The sequence below is a fragment of the Bradyrhizobium sp. USDA 4538 genome (assembly GCF_024171045.1).
In the GTDB taxonomy this organism is placed as follows: domain Bacteria; phylum Pseudomonadota; class Alphaproteobacteria; order Rhizobiales; family Xanthobacteraceae; genus Bradyrhizobium; species Bradyrhizobium australafricanum.
Genome location: NZ_JALJZE010000001.1, coordinates 5,123,087 through 5,148,617, shown reverse-complemented (window position 1 = coordinate 5,148,617; position 25,531 = coordinate 5,123,087). Strand labels below are relative to the sequence as shown.

Annotated in this window: 21 protein-coding genes; 11 read left to right on the top strand and 10 right to left on the bottom strand. The window is 64.7% G+C overall.

Annotated features, from left to right (window positions below; genetic code table 11):
* The first annotated feature begins 11 nt into the window (after positions 1-11).
* The 7 genes from J2R78_RS23290 (at position 12) to J2R78_RS23260 (ending at position 8,201) form a co-directional block, all read left to right on the top strand.
* A complete protein-coding gene (locus tag J2R78_RS23290; protein WP_225158724.1) occupies positions 12-977 on the top strand; it encodes a sugar-binding protein in 966 nt (321 codons plus the stop codon).
* 64 nt (positions 978-1,041) lie between these two features.
* Positions 1,042-2,568 (top strand): sugar ABC transporter ATP-binding protein, encoded by a 1,527-nt coding sequence (locus J2R78_RS23285; RefSeq protein WP_253606990.1) that lies wholly within the window; start codon positions 1,042-1,044, stop codon positions 2,566-2,568.
* Positions 2,565-3,626, top strand: a complete 1,062-nt coding sequence (locus J2R78_RS23280) for an ABC transporter permease (protein WP_253606989.1) — start codon at positions 2,565-2,567, stop codon at positions 3,624-3,626. The genes J2R78_RS23285 and J2R78_RS23280 overlap by 4 nt, the downstream gene beginning before the upstream one ends.
* A 311-nt stretch (positions 3,627-3,937) precedes the next feature.
* Complete coding sequence (locus J2R78_RS23275) at positions 3,938-5,290, top strand: carbohydrate porin (protein ID WP_229189717.1); 1,353 nt, start codon at positions 3,938-3,940, stop codon at positions 5,288-5,290.
* Positions 5,291-5,325: 35 nt separating this feature from the next.
* Positions 5,326-6,090 carry an ATP-binding cassette domain-containing protein gene (locus J2R78_RS23270; protein WP_253606988.1) on the top strand — a complete coding sequence of 255 codons (765 nt, stop codon included), beginning with the start codon at positions 5,326-5,328 and terminating at the stop codon, positions 6,088-6,090.
* Positions 6,090-7,172: an ABC transporter permease gene (locus tag J2R78_RS23265; RefSeq protein WP_225642737.1), complete on the top strand. Its 1,083-nt coding sequence runs from the start codon at positions 6,090-6,092 to the stop codon at positions 7,170-7,172. Before J2R78_RS23270 ends, J2R78_RS23265 begins: the two co-directional genes overlap by 1 nt.
* A 96-nt stretch (positions 7,173-7,268) precedes the next feature.
* Positions 7,269-8,201 carry a sugar-binding protein gene (locus J2R78_RS23260; protein WP_253606987.1) on the top strand — a complete coding sequence of 311 codons (933 nt, stop codon included), beginning with the start codon at positions 7,269-7,271 and terminating at the stop codon, positions 8,199-8,201.
* 127 nt (positions 8,202-8,328) lie between these two features.
* On the opposite strand, the gene arcC is transcribed toward J2R78_RS23260, so the two are convergent.
* From arcC to J2R78_RS23220, 8 genes are all read right to left on the bottom strand, one after another.
* Complete coding sequence (gene arcC, locus J2R78_RS23255; RefSeq protein WP_253606986.1) at positions 8,329-9,288, bottom strand: carbamate kinase; 960 nt, start codon at positions 9,286-9,288, stop codon at positions 8,329-8,331.
* The gene (gene fdrA / locus J2R78_RS23250) at positions 9,272-10,813 is read right to left on the bottom strand and encodes an acyl-CoA synthetase FdrA (RefSeq protein WP_253606985.1); all 1,542 of its coding nucleotides are present in this window, start codon (positions 10,811-10,813) and stop codon (positions 9,272-9,274) included. The genes arcC and fdrA overlap by 17 nt, the downstream gene beginning before the upstream one ends.
* The gene (locus tag J2R78_RS23245; protein WP_253606984.1) at positions 10,810-12,060 is read right to left on the bottom strand and encodes a DUF1116 domain-containing protein; all 1,251 of its coding nucleotides are present in this window, start codon (positions 12,058-12,060) and stop codon (positions 10,810-10,812) included. Before J2R78_RS23245 ends, fdrA begins: the two co-directional genes overlap by 4 nt.
* Positions 12,061-12,070: 10 nt before the next feature.
* Positions 12,071-12,262 carry a hypothetical protein gene (locus tag J2R78_RS23240; RefSeq protein ID WP_028333377.1) on the bottom strand — a complete coding sequence of 64 codons (192 nt, stop codon included), beginning with the start codon at positions 12,260-12,262 and terminating at the stop codon, positions 12,071-12,073.
* A gap of 104 nt (positions 12,263-12,366) precedes the next feature.
* Positions 12,367-13,326 carry a DUF2877 domain-containing protein gene (locus tag J2R78_RS45015; protein ID WP_253606983.1) on the bottom strand — a complete coding sequence of 320 codons (960 nt, stop codon included), beginning with the start codon at positions 13,324-13,326 and terminating at the stop codon, positions 12,367-12,369.
* 73 nt (positions 13,327-13,399) lie between these two features.
* The gene (locus tag J2R78_RS23230; RefSeq protein ID WP_253606982.1) at positions 13,400-15,934 is read right to left on the bottom strand and encodes a branched-chain amino acid ABC transporter ATP-binding protein/permease; all 2,535 of its coding nucleotides are present in this window, start codon (positions 15,932-15,934) and stop codon (positions 13,400-13,402) included.
* Positions 15,931-16,806, bottom strand: coding sequence for a branched-chain amino acid ABC transporter permease (locus tag J2R78_RS23225; RefSeq protein WP_076826929.1), 876 nt, complete (start codon positions 16,804-16,806; stop codon positions 15,931-15,933). The genes J2R78_RS23230 and J2R78_RS23225 overlap by 4 nt, the downstream gene beginning before the upstream one ends.
* Positions 16,807-16,846: 40 nt before the next feature.
* Positions 16,847-18,055, bottom strand: coding sequence for an ABC transporter substrate-binding protein (locus tag J2R78_RS23220; protein ID WP_375167054.1), 1,209 nt, complete (start codon positions 18,053-18,055; stop codon positions 16,847-16,849).
* Between the two features lie 19 nt (positions 18,056-18,074).
* On the opposite strand from J2R78_RS23220, the gene J2R78_RS23215 reads away from it, so the two are divergent.
* The 3 genes from J2R78_RS23215 (at position 18,075) to J2R78_RS23205 (ending at position 21,366) form a co-directional block, all read left to right on the top strand.
* On the top strand, positions 18,075-19,202 hold the full coding sequence (locus J2R78_RS23215; protein WP_168855413.1) for a polysaccharide deacetylase family protein: 1,128 nt from the start codon (positions 18,075-18,077) through the stop codon (positions 19,200-19,202).
* A gap of 55 nt (positions 19,203-19,257) precedes the next feature.
* Positions 19,258-20,463, top strand: coding sequence for an amidohydrolase family protein (locus J2R78_RS23210; RefSeq protein ID WP_253606981.1), 1,206 nt, complete (start codon positions 19,258-19,260; stop codon positions 20,461-20,463).
* Between the two features lie 126 nt (positions 20,464-20,589).
* Positions 20,590-21,366, top strand: coding sequence for a TetR family transcriptional regulator (locus tag J2R78_RS23205; protein ID WP_253606980.1), 777 nt, complete (start codon positions 20,590-20,592; stop codon positions 21,364-21,366).
* A 52-nt stretch (positions 21,367-21,418) separates the two neighbouring features.
* Here the strand turns inward: J2R78_RS23205 and J2R78_RS23200 are convergent, their stop codons facing one another.
* A complete protein-coding gene (locus tag J2R78_RS23200; protein ID WP_253606979.1) occupies positions 21,419-23,011 on the bottom strand; it encodes a gamma-glutamyltransferase family protein in 1,593 nt (530 codons plus the stop codon).
* A 238-nt stretch (positions 23,012-23,249) separates the two neighbouring features.
* Here J2R78_RS23200 and J2R78_RS23195 point away from each other — a divergent pair, with 238 nt between their 5' ends.
* The gene (locus J2R78_RS23195; RefSeq protein WP_253606978.1) at positions 23,250-24,815 is read left to right on the top strand and encodes a tetratricopeptide repeat protein; all 1,566 of its coding nucleotides are present in this window, start codon (positions 23,250-23,252) and stop codon (positions 24,813-24,815) included.
* Positions 24,816-25,045: 230 nt separating this feature from the next.
* On the opposite strand, the gene J2R78_RS23190 is transcribed toward J2R78_RS23195, so the two are convergent.
* Positions 25,046-25,486: a hypothetical protein gene (locus J2R78_RS23190; RefSeq protein ID WP_253606977.1), complete on the bottom strand. Its 441-nt coding sequence runs from the start codon at positions 25,484-25,486 to the stop codon at positions 25,046-25,048.
* Positions 25,487-25,531: the final 45 nt, after the last annotated feature.

The following is a 25,531-nucleotide window of genomic DNA, read 5'->3' as shown; positions in this document are numbered from 1 at the left end:
GGGAGGTGCATATGAATGTCTCAACCAGAAAATTGATCGTGCCGCTCATGGCGGGCGCTGCCGCGCTCGCCATGGCGACGGGGGTAGCACAGGCACAGCAGAAAAAGACCATCGCGCTGGTGACCAATGTCGCGGCCGACTTCTGGACCATCGCGGGCCGTGGGCTTGAGAAGGCGCAGAAGGAGCACCCGGACTACAATATCGAATTGATTGTCACCAATGAAGGGACGGCGGCCGGCCAGCGGCGCGAACTGGACGATCTGCTGGTGCGCGGCGTCGCCGGTATCTCGATCTCGGTCGACGATGCACCGCATGCAACCGAAGAACTCAACAAGGTTGCCGCCAAGACCGTGCTGATCACCACGGACAGCGACGCGCCGCAGAGCAATCGCCTCGCCTATATCGGCACCGACAACGTCGCGGCGGGGCGACAGGCCGGCGAGGAGATCAAGAAGGCGCTGCCGAACGGCGGCAAGATCGCACTGTTCGTCGGAACGATGGACGCCGACAACGCCCGCGAGCGGGTGCAGGGCATCAAGGAAGCGATCGCCGGCACCAAGGTCGAACTGGTCGACGTGTTCACCGACCAGGTGGACTTCGCCAAGGCCAAGGCGAACATGGAGAACGTGCTCGTCAAATATCCCGACATCGCGCTGCTGTCCGGCCTATGGAGCTACGAGACGCCGCTGATCTATGACGCGGTAAAGGCCGCAGGCAAGGCCGGCAAGGTCAAGATCGTCGGCTTCGACGAGGACCAGCGGACGCTGCGCGGCATTTCCGACGGCACGATCGAATCCACGGTCGTGCAGCAGCCCTACGAGTTCGGCTATCTCTCCGCCACCAACATCATCAAGACGCTGAACGGCGACAAGTCCTGGATTCCGAAGGACAGCAAGCTGATCGTGCCGACCAAGGTGATCAGCAAGACCAACGTCGCGGAGTTCGCCGCACATCTGAAGGAACTGCTCAAGAAGTAACTTCAGTCGGCTTCAACGCCCGGCCGCCACAGGCCGCCGGGCGTTGTGCAGGAGGACATGCCGAATGGCGGAAACGCTGCTGGAACTCAGCGGAATCAGCAAGACCTATCCCGGCGTCAGGGCGCTCGACGACGTCAATTTGCGCGTCAATCGCGGCGAGGTGCTGGGCCTGATCGGCGAGAACGGCGCCGGCAAATCGACGCTGATGCGCGTGCTGGCCGGCGTGATCGCGCCGAGCACCGGCGTGATCCGCATCGGCGGCACCGAGCACGCCCGGATGACGGTGACCGAGGCGACGCGATGTGGCATCGCCTTCGTGCACCAGGAACTGAACCTGTTCGAAAATCTCGACGTCGCGGCCAATGTCTTCATCGGACGCGAGAAGCTGGCCGGCGGCCCGCTGAAGCTGGTGGACAATGCGCAGATGCACGCCCGCGTGATGCCCCTGCTGGAACGGCTGGGCGCCGATTTCACGCCGGGCACGCTGGTCGAGAATTTGTCGATCGCGGAGCGCCAGATGGTGGAGATAGCCAAGGCGCTCTCGATCGACGCCCGCGTCATCATCATGGACGAACCGACCTCCAGCCTGACGATTTCGGAGACGGAGCGGCTGCTCGAGGCGATCGCCGACCTGAAGACGCACGGCATCTCGGTGATCTACATCTCTCACCGGCTCGGCGAGATCATGAGCTGCGCCGATCGCGTCGTGGTGCTGCGCGACGGGCGCACGGTGGGGCAATTGGCGCGCGACGAGCTCAGCCACGCCGGCATGATTAGGCTGATGATCGGCCGCGACCTGAAGGCGCTATATACACCGCCGTCCTGCACGCCGCAGCCGGGCGGCTGCGATATCGCCGGCGTCGTGACCACTGCCTTTCCCGACCGACAGATCAATCTGTCGGTGCGGCGCGGCGAGATCCTCGGCCTCGCCGGGCTCGTCGGCGCCGGCCGCACCTCGCTTGCCCGCGCGGTGTTCGGCGTCGATCCGCTGCTGGGCGGCGAGATCCGGATCGACAACGCGCCGGTCGGCGTCGCCTCGCCGCGGGACGCGATCAGGCAAGGGATCTACCTGGTGCCGGAGGATCGCAAGAAATCCGGTCTGGTGCTGGAACTGCCGATCCGGGAGAACGTGACGCTCGCGAGCCTGCTGGATCATGCGCGGATGTGGCTGGTCAACGGGGCGGCCGAACGCAGAATCGCCAAAGACCAGGCCAGGCGGCTGTCCATCAAGGCGCCGAGCATCGACATCGAAGCCGCGACGCTCTCCGGCGGCAACCAGCAGAAAGTAGTGCTGGGCAAGTGGCTCTCCATGCAGCCGCGCGTGATGTTCTTCGACGAGCCGACCCGCGGCATCGACGTCGGCGCCAAGAGCGAGATCTACGCGCTGATGCGCAGCCTCGCCGACCAGGGCGTCGCGATCGTGATGATCTCCTCGGACATGGAGGAAGTCATCGGCGTCTCCGACCGGGTGGCGGTGATGCATGAAGGCAGTGTCAGCGGCGTGATCGAGCGCAACCAGTTCAGCGAGTACAACGTGTTGAGGCTGGCGGTCGGCCAAGCACTCGAAACCATGGAGGCCGCTGCGCCATGATGAAGAAGGAACTCGGCCTGTTCTTGCTGCTGGCGGTGATCTCCGCCATCACCGGCGCGATCAATCCGGCCTTCCTGTCGGTCGTGAATCTGCTGAACATGGCCAATCTGATCGGCCTGTTCGGCGTGTTCGCGCTCGGTGAAGGCCTCGTCATCATCACCGGAGGAATCGATCTTTCGCTCGGCTCGATGTTCGCGCTACTCGGCGTCATCTTCGTCGACCTGCTGACGACCTATCAGGTGCCCTGGCCGTTCGCGCTGGTGCTGGTCCTGATGGGCGGGCTTGCGCTGGGCGGCATCCAGGGCTTCCTGATTACGCGGCTGAAAATGCAGCCCTTCATCGTGACGCTGTGCGGGCTGCTGATCTATCGCGGCGCCGCGCGCTATTACACCAGCGATTCGACGCGCGGCTTTGGCTACGGCGACGAGGCGAGCACGCTGAGCAATATCGCCTCCGGCAATATTGCGGGCATCCCGAACACCTTCATCTTCCTGATCATCCTTGCGCTGATCCTCGGCGTGCTGTTGCACCGCTCGGTCTACGGGCGCTGGCTTTATGCCGTGGGCAAGAACGAGGAAGCGGCGCGCTTCTCCGGCATCAACACCAACCTCGTGATCGCCACCGCCTACGTCATCAGCGGCGGGCTCGCCGGCGTCTCGACCGTGATGTTCGTGTTCTACACCAACTCGGTTTCTCCGAGTTCCTTCGGCAACTTCTACGAACTCTATGCGATCGCGGCGGCCGTCCTCGGCGGCTGCAGCCTGCGCGGCGGCGAGGGCTCCATTCTGGGCATCGTGCTCGGGACGGCGTTGCTGCAGGTGCTGCAGAACCTCGTGAACATCCTCGGCATTCCCAATTCGCTGAACTTCGCGGTGATGGGGACCGTGATACTGATCGGCGTGCTGGCGGATCAGCAATTGCAGGCCCGTCGACGGCGCAAGGCCGTGCTCGCAGGCCTCGCCCGCACTGCGCCAAGATCGAAGGAAAGCACAATTCTGCAAGGCGCGGCTTCGCATAGCGCGGCTGCGTTGCCGACGACGACGGGCGATCAGGCATGACAACTCGAAAAGGAAGAACCCGGACCGGGAATATGGTCGCGGCGGCTTGAGTAGAGGAACGAGGGGAAGGAGTCCTAGGCGCAAGATCAATCAAGCTCGCGGCGCTCGTATCCAAATTGGCGCAGCAGGCCTGGCCCAGCTGAGCCGCAGGCAGACCCCTCGCCGCCGTCTTGAAGGGCTTTGCGCGCGCACGAATTCTATCTCTGGTTGATGGATCGATGCACTGAAACGATCGCGTTCCCCGCTGAAGGGCTTTGGGCGGGAACGTGGCACAAAAATAGACAAAGCCGGAGACGCTGGGAGTGCAGAAAATGTCACTTAGGTCTGTAGACACCGCGCGGGCGTGCGGCGTGGGGATCGCGTTGTTATCTCTGTTCAGCGGCGGCGGCGCGCATGCGGCCGATCTCATGACGAAGGCTCCGCCGGTGCCTTACACCGAGACCGATGATTTCTGGACAAGACCATATCTGTTCGGCGATCTCGGCAGGACGCAACTAAAGGAGCGAGGGATCTCGCTGGCCCTGACGCTGGGCGACGAAGCCGTCGGCAATTTGTCGGGCGGCAACAGGAACACCGCGACCCAAGCCGGACAGCTTTTCTTTCAGGCCAAGTTCGACATGGCAAAACTTGCCGGCATCCAGGGCGGCACGGTTGGCCTCACGCTGGTCGACCGCTTCGGCCGCAACCTGAATGACGAGGCGGGAATTCCGGCGCTGCAGCTGACCAACGAAGTGTTCGGCCGCGGCAGCATTCTTCGCCTGACCGAACTCTACTACTCGCAGAAGCTGTTCGATGATCGCCTTGAGCTCAAGGGCGGCCGTCTTCCGGTCGGCTCCGACTTCTTCTTTGGCCTCTGCGAGTTCATCAACCTGACCTTCTGCGGCGGCCAGCCCGGCAACATCCAGGGTGGCTACATCTACAATTGGCCGGTGAGCCAATGGGCCGGTGTGGTGCACTACAACTTCGCCAAGGAATGGCAGCTCTCGGTCGGCGTCTACGACGCCAACCCGAACTACCTGACGACGTCGGACTCCGCGACTTACTTCCTGCCGGGTGTCCCCGGCTCTAGCCCCGCCTCGGGCGTTCTGGTGCCGGTCGAGGTGGTCTGGGCGCCGAGCGGTCCGTTGAACGGGACCTGGAGATTTGGCGGCTGGTATGACAGCGCATCGACAATTGATGGCGGCCTGCCGGGGATCATTGCGATCTCTCCGGGCACCGGCGGCGTCTCGGACCAGAATCTCGGAGATTCGCGCGGTCGTTATGGCGTCTATGAATCGATCCTGCAGCGGCTGACGGTTGAAGGTCCCAAGGCACAGGGCTGGTACACCTTCCTCAATACGACCGTCGCCGACCACCGCACGTCGTACCAGGATTACCAGATTGCATTCGGCTTCAGGCACACCGGAACGTTCGCCTCGCGCCCGGAGGACGAAGTCGGCTTTGCGGTCGGTACGACCCATGTGAATACCGCTGCGCTCACGCCCAACGCCGGAGGAAACGAAGTTCCGATCGAAGCCTGGTACGGGTGGCAGGCGACGGGCTGGATGAACCTGAAGTTCGACGCCCAGTATGTGATGCATCCTGGCGGGCGCGGGTACAATGCCGCCGGCGTGAAGACCGACAACGCCTGGATTCTCGGTCTGCGCACGCTGGTGCACTTCTGAGCGGAGGTGGCCAGCATGCTTGAGCAAAGCCAGCCATGGTAACCCCTCACGACGCCGGGCTAGCAGTCCTGGAGTTGAAGGGCATCGGCAAGGAGTTCGGCGCCATTCGCGCGTTGCATGGCGTCGACCTCCGCGTGTCGCCCGGCGAGGTGGTCGGCCTGATGGGCGACAACGGCGCCGGCAAGTCGACGCTCGTCAAGATCATTGCCGGCAACTTTCCGCCAAGTCACGGCGAGATCCGCTTTGAAGGCAAGGCGGTTGATTTCGCCCGTCCGATCGATGCCCGTGCGGTCGGCATAGAAGTGGTCTATCAGGACCTCGCACTCGCCGACAATCTCACGGCGGCGGCCAATGTTTTCCTCGGCCGCGAGCTCAAGCGCAAGCTTGGTCCATTCGCCTTGCTCGACCACAAGACGATGGCAGCGCGCGCGCTGGAGCTGTTCGGCGAGCTGCGCTCCGAGACCCGCCCGCACGATCTCGTCAAGCAGATGTCGGGCGGCCAGCGCCAGGCGGTCGCGATCGCGCGGACGCGGCTCTCCAACGCCAGGCTGGTGATGATGGACGAGCCGACCGCCGCGATTTCGGTTCGCCAGGTCGAGCAGGTCCTCGGCCTGATCCATCGCCTGAAGGAACAGGGCGTCGCGGTCATGCTGATCTCGCACCGCATGCCCGACGTGTTCGCTGTCTGCGACCGCGTCGTCGTCATGCGGCGCGGCGAGAAGCGCGCCGACAAGGCGATCGGCGACACCAGCCCCGAGGAAGTCACCTCCCTCATCACGGGAGCGAAGGAGGCTGCGTGATGGCCACGCCCCTGGAATCTCCCCTCACCTTCACCAATGTCGGCAAGGCCAGATGGTGGCGCAGCGGCCTGTTCGCCTCGCAGACCGGCTACGTCCTGCTGGCGCTGGCGGCGCTGTTCGTGCTGATGAACTTCGCCAGCCCCTATTTCCTGACCGCAGGCAACATACAGAATGTGGCGAAGAACTTTTCCTTCATCGCCATCGCCACGCTTGGCATGACCTTCGTCATCATCACGGGCGGCATCGATCTCTCGGTCGGCTCCGTGATGTGCTTTTCAGCGATGACCACCTCAATGGTGATGACGCACGTCTCGACACCGGGCATGCCCGGCGCGGAGTGGTTCGTGCATTTAGCCCCTGACGGCAAGACCGTGATTGCCAATATGCCCGGCTTGATTCTGCTCGTCTCGGTTCTGGCGGGGCTCGGCGTCGCGCTGATTGTCGGCCTCGTCAATGGCTTCTGCATCGCGGTGCTTGGACTGTCGCCGTTCGTCACGACGCTCGGCATGCTCTCGATCGTGCGCGGCCTCGGCTACGTCGTCTCCAACGGCCGCGGCAGTTTTCCCGGCGGCCCCGACGCCGAATATTTCTACACGCTGACATCCGGCGTTGTGTTCGGCATGCCGGCGCCGTTCATCTATCTCGTGGTTCTCGCGCTGGCGATGGCGGTCGTGCTGCATCACACTGGTTTCGGCCGCCACGTCTTTGCCGTCGGCGGCAACGAGAAGGCGGCCGCGCTGACCGGCATCTCGGTCGTCCGGGTGAAGATCGAGATCTACGTGATCTGTGCGCTCGCGGCGGGTCTGCAGGGCATCATCGTCTCGGGCTGGCTGGGATCGGCGCCGGCGAACATGGCCACATCCTATGAGCTCAACGTGATTGCGGCCGCTGTCATCGGTGGCGCCAATCTCGCGGGCGGCGCCGGCGGCCCGCTCGGGGCCATTGTCGGCTGCGTGCTGCTCGAGGTGATCCGCAACGGCCTCGTGCTCGCGCAGGTCAACTCGTACTGGCAGCAGACCCTGGTGGGCGTGATCATCATCGCCGCGGTGCTGGTCGATCGTCTCCGGTCGCGCATGGCCTGAAGAGTTCGTCCTGGAGGATCATGGATGTCCGCCTATCCGCCTCCCGGAGCCGCAGATTTGAACGGATAGGCACGATAAGAAATGTGGAGGGAAACAATGAGAAAGGCACTTCTGGCCGCTGCGGTCCTCGCCATGATGGCAACGCCTGGCCTGGCCCAGAGCTACAGATTCGTGATCGTGCCCAAGGCCATGAACAACCCGTTCTTCGATTTCGCGCGCGACGGCTGCCAGAAACGCGCCAAGGAGCTCGGCAACATCGAATGCATCTACAAGGGTCCTGTCGAGCACGAGCCGGCGACGCAAGCGCAGATCATCCAGGATTTCGTCACTCAAAAGGTGGATGGCCTGGCCATCTCGGTTGCCGACGTTGCCGCGATGACCAAGTCGATCGAGGCGGCAAGTGCAGCCGGCATTCCCGTCATCACCTTCGACTCGGACGCGCCGGGCTCGAAGCGGATTGCCTATATCGGCACCGACAACAAGGAGTTCGGCCTCGCGCTCGGCAAGCAATTGCTGAAGCTGCGGCCTGATGGCGGCAGATACGCGATGATCTCCGGCGGGCCGGGTGCGGAGAACCTGGCCGAGCGGGTCGACGGCGTGCGTGAGGCACTCAAGGGCTCGAAGTGGACCGAGGTCGGGGGCTCGCCCACCTTCTGCAACGACGATCCCGCGCTCGGCGTTCAGCAGATGACCGATCTGCGCACCGCTGCTCCCGACCTTGCAGCCATCATCCCGGTCGGTGGCTGGCCGATGTTCGCGCCCGAAGGCTTCAAGGCGTTCGCCAGCAAGAGCAAGAAGGACATGGACGCCGGCGAGTTCACGCTCGTCGTGGCCGACACCCTCAAGATGCAGCTTGAGCTTTTGAATGAGGGTTACGCCAATGCGCTGATCGGCCAGCGCCCGTTCGAAATGGGCGAGAAAGCGATGGACACGCTGCTTGCCATCAAGAAAGGCCAGAAGGCGCCGCCGATCATCCACACCGGTCTCGACGTTGTGACGAAGGACAACGTCGCGGCGATGCTGAAATAGGCGCGCAGGCAGCCCGAGCGGAGCGGCATGGATCCGGACCTGTGCTCGCGGCCGACCGACATCGGTATCCCGCCGGGCAGATCCCGGCGGCCATCATCAATGGCGCCGCCATCGCATCTGACGAGCGCTAGGGAACGATGTGGGTCCCGGTCTCGCCGGTCAGCGCGGCCATTGCGCAATTGAGGTGGCTGATGATCGCGCGCTTGCCACCACCTTCGAGAAAGCGGATGGCGGCATCGACCTTGGGCCCCATGCTTCCCGGCGGAAAATGGCCCTCGCGATGATAGGCCTTAATCTGCGCCAGGCTGACCTGATCCAGCTCCCTCTTGTCGGGCTTGCCAAAATTGATCGCGACGCGGGGCACCGCGGTCAGGATCAGCAGTTCCTCGATGCCAAGCACGTTGGCGATATGGGCCGAGGTCAGGTCCTTGTCGATCACTGCCGGCACGCCGGTGCGCACGCCCCGTTCGTCGCGGATCACGGGCATACCGCCGCCGCCGCCTGCGATGACGATGGTGCCGCGCTTGACCAGCGCGTCGACCAGCGAAATGTCGCAGACATGTTTGGGTTTCGGAGACGGCACGACATGGCGCCAGCCACGCCCGGAGTCCTCGCGCATTTTCCAGTTCAACTCGGCGCTGATGCGCTGGGCTTCCTGCTCGGTGAAAAACGGTCCGACGAACTTGGTCGGATTGGCGAAGGCGGGATCGTTGGCGTCGACCTCGACCTGGGTCAGCAGGCTGGCGACGTGCCGGCCGTTGCCATGCGCGCGCAAGACGTTCTCGATCGCCTGCATCAGAAGATAGCCGATGCCACCTTGGCTGTGCGCGACGCAGATGTCCATCGACATCGGCGGGATCCGGCTCATCGTCAGCATCTGGCGCATCATGATCTTGCCCACCACCGGCCCGTTGCCGTGGGTGATCACCAGTTCGTTGTCGAGTTCGGCGAGCGGCAGCAGCGCCTCGGCCGTGTGCTGGGCGACGGCCTTCTGCTCGTCCGAGGTGCCGCTGATGTCTTCAGGGTGGACGGCATTGCCGCCGATCGCGATCACGAGACGGCGCGGGACCTCATTGAGTGTTCGCATAGCGCGGCATCCTGACGTCGTTGACGGAAAGAGCGAGAGCAAGGTCGCAGGCCTGGGCATTCGACGGCGCCACCACGATGCCGGCGTCCTCGAGCAGCCTGATCTGCGCCGAACGCACCTGGCGATCGAGCTCGGTCCCCGTCACCGACGCAACCAGGACCGGCGCGTCATCCGCACGGCCCGCCACGACAGCCGCAAGATGCGCTGCCGGATTGTCATGTGCGCCGTATCCGATCACGAGATCGAGCAGGATGACGGCGACCGCGGGATCGACCAGCGCCGCCCGCAAGGCATCGTCGCGCACCGAGGGATCGATCATCGGATGCGGCCGGCCCTGGGTATATTCGTCGGCCCCGAGGTCGACGATGCGGTCCTTCCCCTGCGCCTCCGGGTCGCTGAAATGCGGGACGCCGGGAATGGCGGCATTCGATGCCACCTTGCGACCGCCCGCAGCAAGGATCACCTGAGCCTCGGCACAGAGGGTGCCGCCGGCGAACAGCCCTTCGATGCGCTGCGCCGCCTTGCGTCGCGGCGGCAAACGCGCAGCCACGGCGGCAGCGTCGAACTTGCCGCCAATGCTCCGGCCGTTGCCGAGGGCTTTCTCGGCCGCTTCCCTCAACGTACCGGCAAAGCGTGCATTTGACGGCAGATCCGCCGAGGCGGCGCCGATGAAGCACACCGTGTAGGGCTTCGAGCTCTGGCCGATCCGGCCGAGCACGGCCCTGGCGACGTCCGGATGCGGCGGCTTGGAGATGAGCACGACGCGATCGGTCTCGGGATCGGCATCAAGGGCGTCGATCGCCATCAATGTCGTGATGCCGCCAATCTCCTTCTTCAAATCCCGTCCGCCGACGCCGATGGCGTGGGAAATGCCTTCGCCCGCCTCGGACAGCAGGCACGACACCTCCTGCGTCCCGGTCCCGGATGCGCCGATGATCCCAATCCTGCCGCGCTTCAGTCGGTTGGCGAAGGCGAGCGGCGCGCCGCCGATGACCGCCGTGCCGCAGTCCGGCCCCATCATCAAGAGGCCCGCTTCGCGCGCCTGCTGCTTCAGCGACAATTCATCCGCAATCGAGACATTGTCGCTGAACATCAGGACATGAAGTCCGCGGTTCAGCGCCTTGCGCGCTTCCGCCGCGGCGAACTCGCCGGGAACGGAGATCAGGGCGAGGTTGGCGGCGGGCGCGGCCTTGACGGCTGCGGCAATGCTGCGCGGCCGCCACGCTGCTTCGCCGGTGCTGCTCGTCTTGGGGCGATCGAGCGCCTTTTGCGCTTCGGCAAGCGCGGCGCTCGCCGCCGCTTCGCTCTCGGCCTTGATCGCGAGAATCAGATCATTGCCCTGGGCGATCACCGCGCCGTCGAGCAATCCGGCGTTGCGCAGGATCGCCTGGTTGGACGGCGTGCCCATCATCAGCGCGGCTTCGACGACGCCCGCCGCCGACGCGATCTCGCGCGACAACCGCATCAACGCGACCGAGTCGAGATAGAATCCCTTGCGAATTTCGTTCAGGACAAACGCGCTCATGACACCCCCAGATCTTCCGCAATGGCAAGGACGGCCTGCCGGAAGCAGGCCATCGGCGCCCGCACCACGCCGGCGCCGACCTGGCCGATGCCGGGCTCGCGATGCGCAATGCCGGTGTTGATGACCGGTGCGAGGCCGGTCTCCACCACCAGGCGAACGTCGATGCCGGTCGGCACGCCGGCAAAGTCGAGCGCGGGGATCGTCCATTCCGGATTCTGCCCGACGGTGATTTCACTCATTGCCCGCGTGAAATTGCCCGCCGACGACGGCGCCCCGGCGCCGATGAATCCGGCAACTGCCGGAGCTGCTGCCATCGCGAAGCCACCAAGCCCGACCGTCTCGACGATCGCGGAGTCGCCCATGTCGGGATTGGCATCCTTGCGCGAATAGCCCGGGAAATAGAGCCCTTCCGGCATTTCCACCGGCGCCGTGAACCAGCGATCGCCCAATCCGCTGACACGGACCCCGAAGTCGGTTCCGTTGCGGCACATCGCGGTCACCACCGTCGAACCGCGAATCCCGCTGGCGGGATCGGTCAGCGCTTTGCCCATCGCCATCGCGATGTTGAGAAAGAACTGATCGTTCTGCGCGATGAAGCCAATGCAGCTTGCGAGAACCTCGTTGTCCGTCGAGGTGCGCGCCAGCGCCGACCCGATCTCGCGCAGGAACACGCTGGAGCAGGCCAGGTTGCGCTGGTGCATTTCATCGCCCATCGAGAGTCCGCGCGCGATGATCGCCTTCAGGTCGATCCCGCCATGCGCGCGGATCGCCCTGGCCAGCACCGGCCCGAATACATCACGCAGCCAGCCGAGGCGGGCCAGCACGCTATCGTCATTGCCGCCGAAGCGCATAACCTTGCCAAGGCCCTCGTTGATGGCGCAGTAGGCGCGGTTGCCATATTTGACGTTCTCGACGACGAACACCGGCATGGAGACCGTGGTCATGCCGGTCATCGGACCGACCGCGCCGAAATGATGGTTGGGGTGGAAGGCGACGCCGCCGCCGGCCGCGAGTTCGAAGGCGGCTTCAAGATCCGGAGCCCAGCCTTCGAACACGATGGCGCCTGCCACCGCGCCACGCATCGGACCGCACATTCGGTCCCAGGTGATCGGCGGCCCGGCATGAAGGATCATGCGTTCCTTCAACCCTTCCAGCACGTCGCGTGCCGGAACGATATCGATCAGCCTGGGCTCACCCTCGAGGATGCGGGCCAGCGCCTGCTTGTTGGCGTCTTCGATCAGCTTCATGGCCGCGCTCTCACGTACCGAGCTTGGCGAGCAGTGCCGCCATTTTGGGATCGCCGTCGGCGGGCGGCGTCCAGTCGACCTGCACGACCTCGATATCGCAGTCCCGCAAGTCCTTCACAAAGCCTGCCAGCCCGACGTTCACCACGCTCGGCTTGCTCATCAACAAACGCCCGCTCGGCGTCCCTTCCTGCTTGGTCACCACTTGCGGCCTCCCGAGATCCGATGCATCGATCTTAGTAAGAAAATTTTTACTTTGTCAAACACGCGCGACCTGTCGTCCGAATTCCCGTTGTGTCGCATGATCGTTTAGGCCCCTGCGATTGATCGCGTCGGCGGGCCGTTGCCGGTGAGGCCGGCATGATGCAGCGCGCTGTCGTTGAGCAGCCGGCACTCGATCGCGCGCAACACCATCAGCGCACCTGCAAACGCATCCAGTCCAGAGCTTTGCCCGATCCGCGACAGCGCCGCGACCGCGGACTTGATACGATCGACCCGTCCGCCAATCGTCGCGTCGATGGCTTCATGGAGCGCCGCCGCCGCGAAGCCGAGCACGGCACTGTGCAGGTGGGCGGCACTGATCTGATTGGTCCGGCCGAGATGCGCGCGACAGGTCTTCCACAGCGCGTCGCGCGTCGCGAGACGGCCGAGGTTGGCGAGCGCGACCAGCGCGCCGCCGATCAAGTCGTCGCCGGATGGCGTGAGCCCGGGACCAAGTCCGATCAATTCGACGATCTCCGGGTAGTCACGCGGTACGCATCGCTCTCCGCGAAGCCCGGCCTCGATCAATTGCTTGAGCGCGGCGAGCGCCGGCGCCGCGGCAGCGAGCACCCGCGACGGCCTTGTGGGCGGCTCCGCGCCACCCGAGGCGGCCAGCCCCTGCTCGACCGGCAAGCGACGCCAGACCTGATCGACCATCGCAAGCCCTACCCGCAAACTGTCGAGCGTCCATTCCGGCGAAGGCGGCGGCGCCCATACGGAGGCCGTCTCGAAACCGGCAAACCGCATACCGTCGACGAGCAGCATCGTGTCGACGATCGCAACCTCTTGTCCGGGAACGAGCAGCCGCGGCTCGATCCCGGTGCACCGAAGATGCAGCGGGCCGGAGCCGAGGTCTTTGACACCGATGCAGATCCAGCAATCGTCGAGCACCGCATAAAAGCTGCGCTCGAACACCGCCGCAATACGGCCGCGCCGTCCGCTGCGCAGCGCGCGGCGCGCAAGCACGCCGACCTCGATTACGGCACCGCCGTCGAATCGTTCAGACACGGGCGCGCCGGGTAGGTCGCGAAACGTATTGCCTGGCCGCATCACACCGATCTCCTGCTGCGCAACCATGGCGTCAGGACGTGAGCACGGCGGTTCGCGGCACGCTACTCCCGTGGGCCTCTCCGCCGAGATAGGCGGCTTCAAGCGAGGGATCCTCCGCGATGATTTCGGCCGCACCGCTCTTCAGGATGGTGCCGGTCTCAAGCAGATAGGCCCTGTCGGCAAGCGCAAGGGCTTGCCCGGCCATCTGGTCGACCACGATCAGGGTCATCCCCTCGACGCGAAGCTGCTCGAACGAGGCGAACAACTCGTCGACGACAAGCGGCGCCAGTCCAAGCGACGGCTCGTCAAGCATGAAGACCTTGGGCGCGGTCAGGAGCCCACGCGCGACTGCGAGCATCTGCTGCTCGCCGCCCGACAAAAGGCCCGCGCGATGGTTGATACGCTCCTTCAGGCGCGGAAAGCGGGCAAACATCGCGTCGATCTCCGCGTCGAGTTCGAGACCCTTGCGTGCGAAAGCGCCGAGCTGCAAGTTCTGCCGCACCGTCAGCTCGGGAAACACCTGCCGTCCTTCGGGTACCAGCACGATGCCGGCCCTGGCGCGGATATGCGCCGGCATCTTGTCGACGCGGGCGCCGGACAGCCGGATCTCGCCGACCGACCGCGGTGGTTCGAGACCGGCAATCGAGCGCATCAGGGTGGTTTTGCCCGCTCCATTGGCGCCGAGTACGGCGATGGCCTCGCCGGGCGCGACGGCAAGGTCGATCCCACCGAGCGCCCGCGACAGGCCATAGAAGGCATCGAGCGTGCGGACTTCGAGCGCCGTGCCTTGTTTCGCCGGGCGCGTCGCGCGGCGCCGCTCACCCGACGGCGCATCGCCGAGATAGGCCTTGCGGACCAGCGGATCGTTGCGGATCGCCGCCGCATCGCCGATCGCGATGCGCTTGCCGCCATCGAGAACGACGATGAGGTCGCTTAGCGACATGATCATCGGCATGTCGTGCTCGACGATGATGACCGCGATCCCGGTCTCCGCGATGCGACGGAGCAGAACCGTCAGCCGCTGCTTGTCGCCCTTCGAAAGACCCGCGGCCGGCTCGTCGAGCAACAGGACCTTCGGACGCAAGGCGAGCGCCCTCGCGATCTCGACCAATCGCTTCTCGCCATGGGGCAGCGCGTCCGCGCGTCTGCTCAAATCGCCGTCGACACCCGCAAAGCGCAACAGCGACCGCGCAAGGCGCTCCTGCGCGTCATTGTGCAGCGCGGACACGATGTTACCGAGCTTGCCGGCCGTCGCCGCCAGCAGGACGTTCTCGATGATCGAGAGCGAACCGAAGAGCTGCGTCGTCTGGAACGTTCGCGCCACTCCGACACGCGCAAGCTGGTGCGACGGCAAGCCGGTGACGTCGCGGTCGCCAAGCTTCACGGTGCCGGATTTCGGGCGGTAGAAGCCGCAAAGCAGATTCAGCGCGCTGGTTTTCCCCGCACCATTGGGGCCGATGACGCTGGTCACTGTGCCGGGTTCGGCGGTAAACGAGACGTCCTGCACGGCGCGGACACCGCCGAACGAGATCGAGAGGTTTGCGACGTCAAGACGCGACACGCTGCTGGTCCCGATGCCGAGGTCGGCGACCGGTTCGACGCCCACCGCGCCCGTATCGGCCTTCGATCCCGTCGGCAGGAACCTTGCCGCGAATTGCTCGATCAGCCCCATGATGCCCGAGGGCGCGACCCGCAGCACGGCGAAGAGCAGCACGCCAAAGGCAAGCAGACGATACTCCGCGAGATCGGACAGCATTTCCGGTAGCAGCACGACGAGCGCCGCCCCGATCACCGGCCCCAGCGCCGAGCCGGCGCCGCCGACCATGACGCCGAACAGCAGCAGGATCGATTGCAGAAAGGGAAACGAACTCGGACTGATATAGCCCTGGAGGGGCGCAAATAACGCCCCCGCCAGTGCCATCGCTGCGGCCGAGATGATGAACGCCACGGTGCGGACCCGCACGAGATCAATGCCGATCGAGCGCGTCGCAACCTCGGTGTCGCGGGCGGCACGCATGGCGTAGCCCCAGCCGCTGCGCTTCAAGCACTCGAACAGGATGAGGCCGGCGAACACCAGCACGATGCCCGCGATCGCCAAATGCCGCTCCGACAGCGGAAAGCCGAACACCTGCGGCGGCGCGGTCAGGATCAGGCCGTTGCCGCCGCCCGTGAGGTCGCGCCACTCGATCGTGCCGTGCTCGACGATGAAGCCGAAGGCGATTGTCACCATCGCGAGATATGGACCTCGCACACGCAAGGCCGGCATGGCGAGCAGGCCACCGACGACGCTGACAAGAGCAATCGCTGCAGCCGTCGCCGCAAGATAGGGCCACCCTGCCTTCTCCATCAGGAGCACGGTCGTATAGGCCCCGATCGCCATGAAACCGATGTGGCCGAGCGAGATCTGCCCTGCGAGACCGAGCAGCACGTTAAGGCCGATGCAGGCGATCGCCGTCAGCGAGATGGTCGCGACCAGGAACACGCCGTAGCTATCGGCAACGGCGGCATAGAGGATGGCGGCCGCGAGTGCCGCGACGGCGGCGAGAATGGAGACGCGAGAGGTCATACCTTTTTCACTCCGGCTCGGCCGAGCAGCCCGTGGGGGAGGACGACAAGAATCGCGATCACCGAGGCGAACGTGATGATCTGGGTGTAGACCGATCCCAGATAGTTGGTCGCGAACACCTCGATCAGGCCGAGACAGAGCCCGGCCAGCATCACGCCCCAGGCGCTGCCGAGGCCGCCGATGATCGCCGCAGCGAAGGCCTTGATGCCGAACAGCGTGCCCATTTCGGAGGACACGTTGAACAGGGGCGCGATCAGCAGCGCCGCAACCCCGGCCAGCATCGCCGAGACCGCGTAGCTTGCCGCGATGGCGCCGCTGACGTTGATGCCCATCAGCCGCGCTGCGTTCGGGTTCTGGACCACCGCGAGCATGGCGACGCCGTGACGCGTTCGGCGACTGAGTAGATGAAGTGCCAGCGCCAGCAGCAATCCGACCACGGGAATCAGGAGCTGCAACGGATAGACCCCCGCGCCCTCGACGATCTGGATCGGCTTGGCCGCCAGGACGGACGGAAAGCTGCGCGGCTCCTTGCCGAAGACGAACATCATCACGTTGTCGACGATGATGCCGACCGCAACGGTCGCCATCAGCCAGTTGTCGGAGCCACGCTGCACGAACGGCCGAACGGCAAAGCGCTCAATCAGCAGGCCGTAGACCGCGCAGACGAGCAGAACGGCGGGAATGCCGGCCGCGGCCGGCCAGCCCCACAGCACGAGGAAGAAGTAGCCGGCAACGGCTCCCAGGGTCATCGAGCTGCCCTGGGAGAAATTGACCGTGCCGGAGACGGCATAGGTGACGTGGAAGCCAAGCGCAAGCAGCCCGTACATGCTCCCGAGCGCCAGTCCTGTTATCACCGCGGGAAGAAATGACATCGATGACTACCCTGCTTGTTTGTCGGACGATCTCGCGCGGTCAGTTCCGCGCGAACGGCATGATGTGGTTGTCCTCGAACCGCGCCCAGATGTAGTCGCCCGCCGTCAGCGCATCGTGCTTGTCCTGCGCGAACGGCTTCTCGTAAGTCTTGATCAAGCCATCCACGCGATCGATGGCGTAGAAGCCGTCACGGACGGCGGTCGGTTCGGTGTCACCGGCCTTTTCGATCGCTCGCGCAATGACCAGGATGGAGTCGTAGGCGTTGGCGACGCCAACCGCCGGCGTCACGTCCGCAGGCCCCTTGATGTCCGAATACTTCGCCTGCAGGGCCGACATCACCCGCTTGCCGACCGGCGACAGGTTGCCGAAGAAGCTGTAGGTCTGGACGAAGATCACGTTCTCCGCGCTCGGCCCGGCGAGCTCGGTGAAGCGGCCGCCGGCCGCCCCCCAATGCGAGACGATCGGCGGCGCCCAGCCCATGCGGTCGAGCGATTTCACCACCTGGGAGGACGGTCCGACATTGCCGACCAGGTAGAGCGTATCGGCGCCTGCCTGCTTCAGGCGCGACAGTTGGGAAACGACATCGACGTCGTTGCCTTCGAACTTCTCGACGCCGGCAGGCTCGATTCCTGCGGCCTTCAATGCCGCCTTCAGGCCATGCTCGTTCGACTCGCCCCAGGGATTGTTGACCAGGATGAGCCCGGGCTTCTTCGCATTGTAGGTCTTGCGCGAAAACTGGACGATCGCCTTGTCGACCTCATCGTCCATGGCCGAGACGCGGAACACGTAGTTGGACGGCGCGCCGTTCCGCGTGATGTTGGTCCCGGCGGCCCACGGCACCACGAACGGCACCTTGACGTTGTTGACGAACGGCACGATGGCAAGCTCGACCGGCGTGTCGAGGCCGCCGACCAGGACCGCGACCTTCTCGCGCTGAATCAGCTCGCGTGCGGCGATCAGCCCTTTGGCCGGATTGCTCTCGTCGTCGCGGCGGACGAGCTCGAGCGGACGTCCAAGCACGCCGCCCTTTGCATTGATTTCCTCGATGGCGATCGTCGCTCCGCGGGTGAGCGCCTCGCCGGCGCGCGCCGACTGTCCCGACAGGGCGGTCACCAGGCCGATCTTGATCGGTTCGGCCGCGCGCGCGCCGGACGCGAACGGCAACGCGGCCAGCAGGATCGTCGCTGCGGCGCGCCAAGCCGGCCAACGACGCGCAGGTCCGGACGAGACTATGCTCCTGAAGTTCATGTTCGGTGTTCCTCCGCTGATGGCGGCCTCGGCATCGAAGCCGCCAGTTCCTCCGCTGCCGCTTATGCGCGGACTTGACGGAAGTAAAAACTTTCTTCAAAAATATTCCGATGTCAAGCGAGCGATCAACCGCGCGGGGAAAATTCCGATGGACCCAAGGAATGTCGAGGCCGGCGACGTGTTGATCTCGATCGCGGAAGATGGCGACCGCCTGTCGCGCAGGGAAGCCGTGCTGCGCTCGGATTCTGTCGGACCGGTCCTCGCCGCTCACGGACGCTATCGCTACAGCGCGATCGGGCAACGCCCGGATTTCAATTGGCCGCAAGGGCGGCGGCTTGCCGTCTACGTCGGTCTCAACCTCGAGCATTTCGCATTCGGCGACGGGCTCGGTGCCGAGCTCTGCCCCGGCGGTCCGCATCCGGACGTCCTCAACTATGCCTGGCGCGACTATGGCAACCGTGTCGGCGTGTGGCGCCTGATCGAGCTGTTCGACGAGCTGAAGCTGCCGCTGTCGGTGCTCGCAAACAGCAGCATCTATCACTACTGCCCTGAAGTCATGGAGGCATTTCGCGCCCGCGGCGACGAAATTGTCGGTCACGGCCGCACCAATTCCGAGCGCCAGGGTGTGCTTGCGCCCGACGAGGAGCGGCAATTGATCGCGGAAGCGACCGATGTCATCGCGCGAGCCGAAGGGCGGCCGCCGCGCGGCTGGCTGGGGCCCTGGATTTCGCAATCACAGGTCACGCCCGATCTGCTGGCCGAAGCAGGCTACGAGTACCTGCTCGACTGGTGCATGGACGATCAGCCGGTGTGGTTCTCGACGCGGAACGGCGGCCGCATCCTTTCAGTGCCTTATCCGCAGGAGTTGAACGATATCCCTTCGATCGTCGGTCGCAAGGACTCCGGCGAGCAGTTCGCCGCCATGATCACCGAGACGTTCGAGGAGATGCTGGCACAGTCGAAAAGGCAATCGCTCGTCATGGGAATTGCGTTGCACCCCTATCTGGTCGGCCAGCCGCACCGCCTGCGTCCGCTGCGGCGCGCCCTGCAGACAATCCTGGCGCGGCGTGACGAGATCTGGATCACCACCGCCGGAGGTATAGCCGCATTCTCGCGCGCGCTGCCCGATGGCATCGTCCCAACATGATGAAAACAAATCGGGCCCCGATCGCTTCGCCGTTGCGACGAACCGGAGACGACCAGTGAGCACTGCCGACACGCTGTTTCGAAACGCCCGATTGGTCGATGGGCGCACCGTCGATATCGCCGTGCGCGATGGCCGCATCACCTCGATCGCGTCGCAATCGCCGGTCGCGGCCGGCGAAACCCTTGATCTGGCCGGACGCCTGGTGTTGCCGGGGCTGGTCGATGGTCATATCCACCTCGACAAGGGCTTCGTCGGCGACGATTGGAAGTCCCACCGCCCCTGCACCGCCGGTTTCAGCGTGCGCGAGCGCGTCAAGTTCGAGAAGGAGGCGCTTGCCGGCGCGAGGCCGATTGCGGTGCGGGCGGCCGCGCTGATCGACCTCTGCGTCGCGCACGGCACGACCCGGATGCGCAGCCACGTCGATATCGACCTTCAGGTCGGGTTGCGCAATCTCGAGCAGGTCATGGCGGCGCGTGACGCGCACCGCGACAAGGTGTCGGTCCAGATCGTCGCCTTTCCGCAAAGCGGCATCGTGACGTCGCCGGGCGTGGCCGGATTGCTCGACGAGGCGGTTCGCGCCGGCGCGGACCTGGTCGGCGGCCTCGATCCGGCGGGTTACGATGCAGACATCGACGGGCATCTCGACGTCATCTTCGGCATTGCCGACCGGCGCGGGGTCGGCATCGACATTCACCTGCATGACGGCGGCTTGCTCGGTATCTTCGAGATCGAGAACATTGCACGCCGGACGAAGGCCCTCGGGCTCGGCGGCAAGGTCACGATCAGCCATGCCTATGCGCTCGGCGAGGTGCCGCGTGACGTCGTTCAGCGCACCGCGCAGCTGCTCGCCGAGGCCGGGGTCGCGATTTTGACCAACGCGCCCGGAGCGCATGCGTTTCCGCCGGTGTTGCTGCTGCGCGATGCCGGCGTCAATGTGTTCGCTGGCAATGACAACATCCGCGATTCCTGGTGGCCCTACGGCGACGGCGACCTCCTGGAGCGCGCCATGATCGTCGGCTACCGCTCCGGCTTCAGCACCGATGCCGACCTGGCGGCGGCCTTCAACATGGTGACCACCAACGCCGCGCAGGCACTCGGCCTCCCGGACTATGGGGTGGCCGAGGGCGCGGCGGCGGACTTCGTCGTGATCGACGCCCAGCACGTGCAAGAGGCCGTGGTGGCCCGGCCCAGGCCGCGCGACGTCTACAAGAATGGGCGCCTCGTCGCGCATGGCGGCACGGTCGTGACGTCGGCGCGTTGATGTGGATGTGGAGACCGGAACATCGGGAAGGTTACCCCTTGACGAGCCACCGCAATAGCGATCTCAATCCCGCGAGCCTGCACGGCAGGGCCCCGCATCCCGTTGAACATGATGGGCGGGGGCATATTGTCCGCGCTGGGCTCGTACAACCTGAGAAAAGCTTGTCCCGTGACTGAAACGACAGCATCGACCAACCCGGCCCGCAGCGCCACACGCGGCAGACGGGCACGCGATTCCGCGTTGACCAAGGAAGCGATCCTGCAGGCGGCGACGTTCGAATTCTGCCGCAACGGCATTGGCGGAGCTCGGGTTGAAGCCATCGCGAAGCGCGCCAAAGCCAACATGCGGTTGCTGTACGCCTATTTCGGCGACAAGAACGGCCTTTATCTCGCCGTGCTCGAACACGTCTACACCGAGATCCGCGCGGCCGAACAGCAACTCAAGCTCGACGACCTCGATCCGGTCGCGGCCATGCGCGAGCTGATCAACTTCACGTTCACCTTTTTCGGAGCGCACCAGAACTATATTGCCCTGATCAACAATGAGAACCTGCAGCGTGGGCGTAACCTGCGCAAATCGCGCAAGATCGCCGACCTCACGCTGCCCTTGGTCGCGAGCATCGAAAATATCCTTCGCCGGGGCCTTGCGGTCGGGCTGTTCCGCAGCGACGTCGATCCGGTTCAGCTCTACGTCACGATCACGGCCATGAGCTATTTTCATGTCTCCAACCGCTACACGCTGTCGGCGATGTTCGACAAGGATCTGGGAGAGCCCGACTGGCTGGAGAAGCGTCGCCATCACGCGCTTGACGTGATCATGACCTGGTTGACGGCGACGGCGGCCGCAAGCGAGGGAAAACGGAAACCGTCCGCAGCCAGAACACCGGCGGGCGCCGCACGCTAGCTCACGCGCGGCAAATTCCGAACAGCCTGCGGGTGAGCGCTAGGTGCTCGCTTCACCGGGCGGCGACAACGCCGTCGCTGCGGGGATCGCTGGCACCCTCGAGCAGTCCATCCGGGTGCCAGACGATTGCGCCGGCGTGGCCCATGAATTCCTCGAACGCCCCGACCATCTGGATGTCGTGGCCGAGCGCCCGCAGCGCGTCGATGACGGCAGGATCGAAACGCGATTCGATCTTGAGATTGTTGTTCTCCTCGCCCCATGTGCGACCGAGCAGCCAGCGCGGCGCGGTCACTGTCGACTGAAGGTCCTGACCGTGCAATGCGTAGCGTGTGAAGATCGCCGCCTGGGTTTGCGGCTGCCCTTCGCCGCCCATCGTGCCGTAGGACAACAGCCGGCCATCGCTGAGTTCAGCCATTGCGGGCTGAATGGTGTGGAACGGCAGCCGCCCAGGTTCCAGGCGGTTGATGTCGGCCTCGGCGAGACCGAAGCTCGTCCCACGGTTCTGCCAGGTGACCCCGCTTTGGGGCAGGATGATGCCCGAGCCGAACTCCCAATAGATGCTCTGAATGAAGCTGACGCTAAGGCCGTTCCGGTCGGTCGCAGCGAGCCAGACCGTATCGCCCTGGGCCGGCGGGTCAGGCCAGCGCGCTGCATGATCGACGGCGACGGTCTTTTCGAGCGCCGCAATGGACTCGTCGGTGAGAAACTCGGCCGCCGACCGCGCCATGTAGTCGGGATCGGTCACGTAGCGATTGCGGATGCGGAACGACGCCTTCGTGCTCTCGACCAGCCGGTGCAGATGATCGACCCCGTCCGCCTCCTTCGCCATGCGCCGGGCATAGAGCGCAAGAATCAACAGCGAGGCCAGGCCCTGCGTCGGCGGCGGCATATTGAACACCTTGTGCCCGGCCACATCGACCGACAGCGGTGTCACCAGCGCGGCTTGATGCTGCTCCAGATCGGATAGGTGGAGCGGGCTGCCGAGCCGTTCGAGATCAGCGGCCATCGAACGCGCCAGGTCGCCGCGATAGAAATCGGAAAGGCCGGCTTGCGCCAGCTGCCGCAACGTGGCCGCGACGCGCGGCTGCCGCAACCGTGCGCCGACTGCAAGCGGATTGCCCTGCGGCAGATAGACCTCGGCAAAGCCAGGCACATCCTGCAGTTCAGCGCGCTTCTTCGTGGTGTTGTCGTGCAGGGTCTGGGTCACGGCGACGCCATCGGCGGCATAGCCGATCGCAGGTTCGAGCAGCCGCGCCAGCGGCATGCGCCCCCCATGGCGATCGCGGCTGAGCTCATAGGCCTTCTGCCAGCCATCGACGGTCCCGGCGGCGGTGAGTGCCGCGAGCGGTCCGCGGCTTGGGATGGTGCTGCAGCCATGCTCGCGATACCAGGCGCGGCTGGCGGCCTTCGCCGACCGTCCGCACGCCTGGATTCCGACAGGTGCAGAGCCCGCCCGGCCGACCAGCCAGAAGCTGTCGCCGCCGAGGCCGTTCATATGGGGATAGACCACCGCGATCGTGGCGGCGGACGCAATCATCGCCTCGACCGCATTGCCGCCTTCGGAGAGGACGGCGAGCCCGGCCTGCGCCGCAAGGTGATGCGGCGCGGTCACCATTCCGCTATAGCTTCGCTTGGTCTGCAGCATCAACGCGTTCTCCGAAAGCAGCAGCTTGTAATAATATTCTTACTTACATTGTCAAGCGACCGTCGCCTCGCCGCGGCGGCGCGAACGGCTGGCGGAGGTGCCGCGCGAGGTGGATCAAGGCGAAAGCGGAAATCGGTCGCGCAAAGCTGCGCGTCAGCGGCAGCGGGGCGGGTCGCCGAATTCCCGGAGGCCCTGAATCTGTTCCGAAAAAGATGCAAAAAATGTAGTCTCCCGAACCATGGCGACGATCCACGAATTCGGCCCCTACCGCCTCGACGCGGAAGCCGTGATGTTGTTTCGAGAGTCCGAACCGGTCGCGCTCGGGCGGCGCGCGGTGACGCTGCTTCGCCTGCTTGTCGAGCAGGCCGGAACGCCGGTTTCCAAGGACACATTGATGCAGGCGGCGTGGCCGGGGCTTGCGATCGAGGAGAGCAACCTGACGGTGCAGATCGCTGCTCTGCGGCGGGTATTTGCCGACGTCGAGGGCGGTGCGACCTGGATCGAGACCCTGCCGCGCCGCGGCTACCGTTACGTCGGGCCACTGGTCGCTGCCGAATCCGGCGCCGGCCTGCCCACCTCGCCGGCACCGACGGTGCCGGATGGGCCGTCGCTTGCGGTGCTGCCGTTCTCGAATCTTAGCGGCGATGCCGCGCAGGAATATTTTTCCGACGGAATCACGGCAGACATCATCGCCGAACTGTCGCGCTTCCGCTCGCTGTTCGTTGTCGCCCGCCACTCCAGCTTCGCCTACAAGGGCAAGACGCCCGAGATCAAGCAGGTCGGCCGCGAACTCGGCGTCAGGTACGTGGCCGAAGGAAGCGTGCGCAAGATCGGCAGCCGGATGCGGGTGACCGTCCAGCTTCTCGATGGCGCCAGCGGTTACAATCTCTGGACCGAGCGCTACGACCGCGAACTCGAGGACGTCTTCGCCCTGCAGGACGAGATCGTCCGCGCAATCGTCGCAGCCCTTCCGGGCCGGCTCGAGGACGCCGGCCGCGAGATCGCCAGACGCAAGCCGACCCCGAGCATCACCGCCTATGACCTGGTTCTGCTGGGCAACGAGCGGTGGCGTCAATTGACGGTGAAGGGCATGGCGGAAGCCAGGCAGTTTTTCCGGGACGCCGTCGCGCTCGATCCGCAATATGCCCGCGCTCACGTCAACATAGCCTGGACGATCGTCTGCGACGTGTTTCTCGAATCGCCCGGCACGGCGAAGCTCGACGACGCGTTGAGCGAGATCGAGACCGCGCTCGACATCGACGGCGGCGACGCCTGGGCCCATGGCGTCTTCGCGCAATTGCTGTTCCTGCGTCGCGAGGACGCCAAGGCCGAAATCCATTTCAGCCGGGCTCTCGCGCTCAATCCAAACGACGCCGACGTCGCCGCCGTTTTCGCGAACATTCTGGTCTACTGGGGACGGTGGCGAGAGGCCCTCACATGGATCGGTGCGGCCAAACGACTGAATCCCTTCCCGCCCAATCTGTACCACTGGTACCACGCGCTCGCGCTCTATTCGGGGCGCCAGTACGATGAAGCAGTCAAGACGCTGATGGAGGCACGATCCCCCGACCGCTGGTCGCACAGTCTGCTTGCCGCCTGTTATGCGCAGATGGGTCGGCTCAGCGAAGCGCGATCCGAAGCCGAAGCGTTCGTCACGGAACGTTGTCGAGAAATGAGCGCGAACGGCGCAACGCCGCCAGCGAACACCCTCGATCTCGTTCGAGCACGGGCCGAAAGGTACAGAATTTCTGCCGAACGCGAGCACTTCCTCGACGGCTTGCGCAAAGCCGGCCTATCGGGCTGAGCCGTAACGAGGATCACAACAGGCTGTTCGAAATTGACCGACAGCGGTGCTCCGCCTCGGCTTGCTTCAACCTCAAATTTCTGAGCCGCCGCTGCTGTCCGGATTGTGCAATGGTGGAGGATCGACGCTTGGCGTGGCGAAATTCGTAGCCCGTGGTAGCGGGGGAGCGCTGCCGCCATTCCCAACACTCAGAAAAACGCCTCCAATGCGCGCTGTGCGGAAGCAGCTCTTTATAGAGGTCGAGGACGAAGGGCGTCCCCGCGGAAAACCGCAGCCTCCGATCTTTGAATCTTTTGGATCTGGCCTGGGATCAGCTCAATCTGAGGAGATCGAGCATTGGAAAACTCCATGAAGGCGTCTGCGGTTTCGAATATTTGATTCACGAGCCCGCGATGCTCTGGTTCAATGATGGAGTAAATGTCGGGTTTGTCGCACCTCCACCATCCTGACCATAGTTCCGCTTTCTTCTCATTGGGATCAAAAATAAGGATGAGCGCCCCTCCGTCTTCATAGATAAGCTCGGCGGGCACGCAGCCGTGTTTGATCAGCGTTTGCAGAACGTGGCAGAACTCATACCCAAATACGTACACATCAGGCTTTAGCTTAACGACGATGGGTTGGTCTGCGTTATCGTACCCGAAGGAATCGGTACTGCTTGGCGGTTTAATCACTTTGATGCTTCCCGCGCTTGCGCCATGAGGCTAATCGCTGAGCTG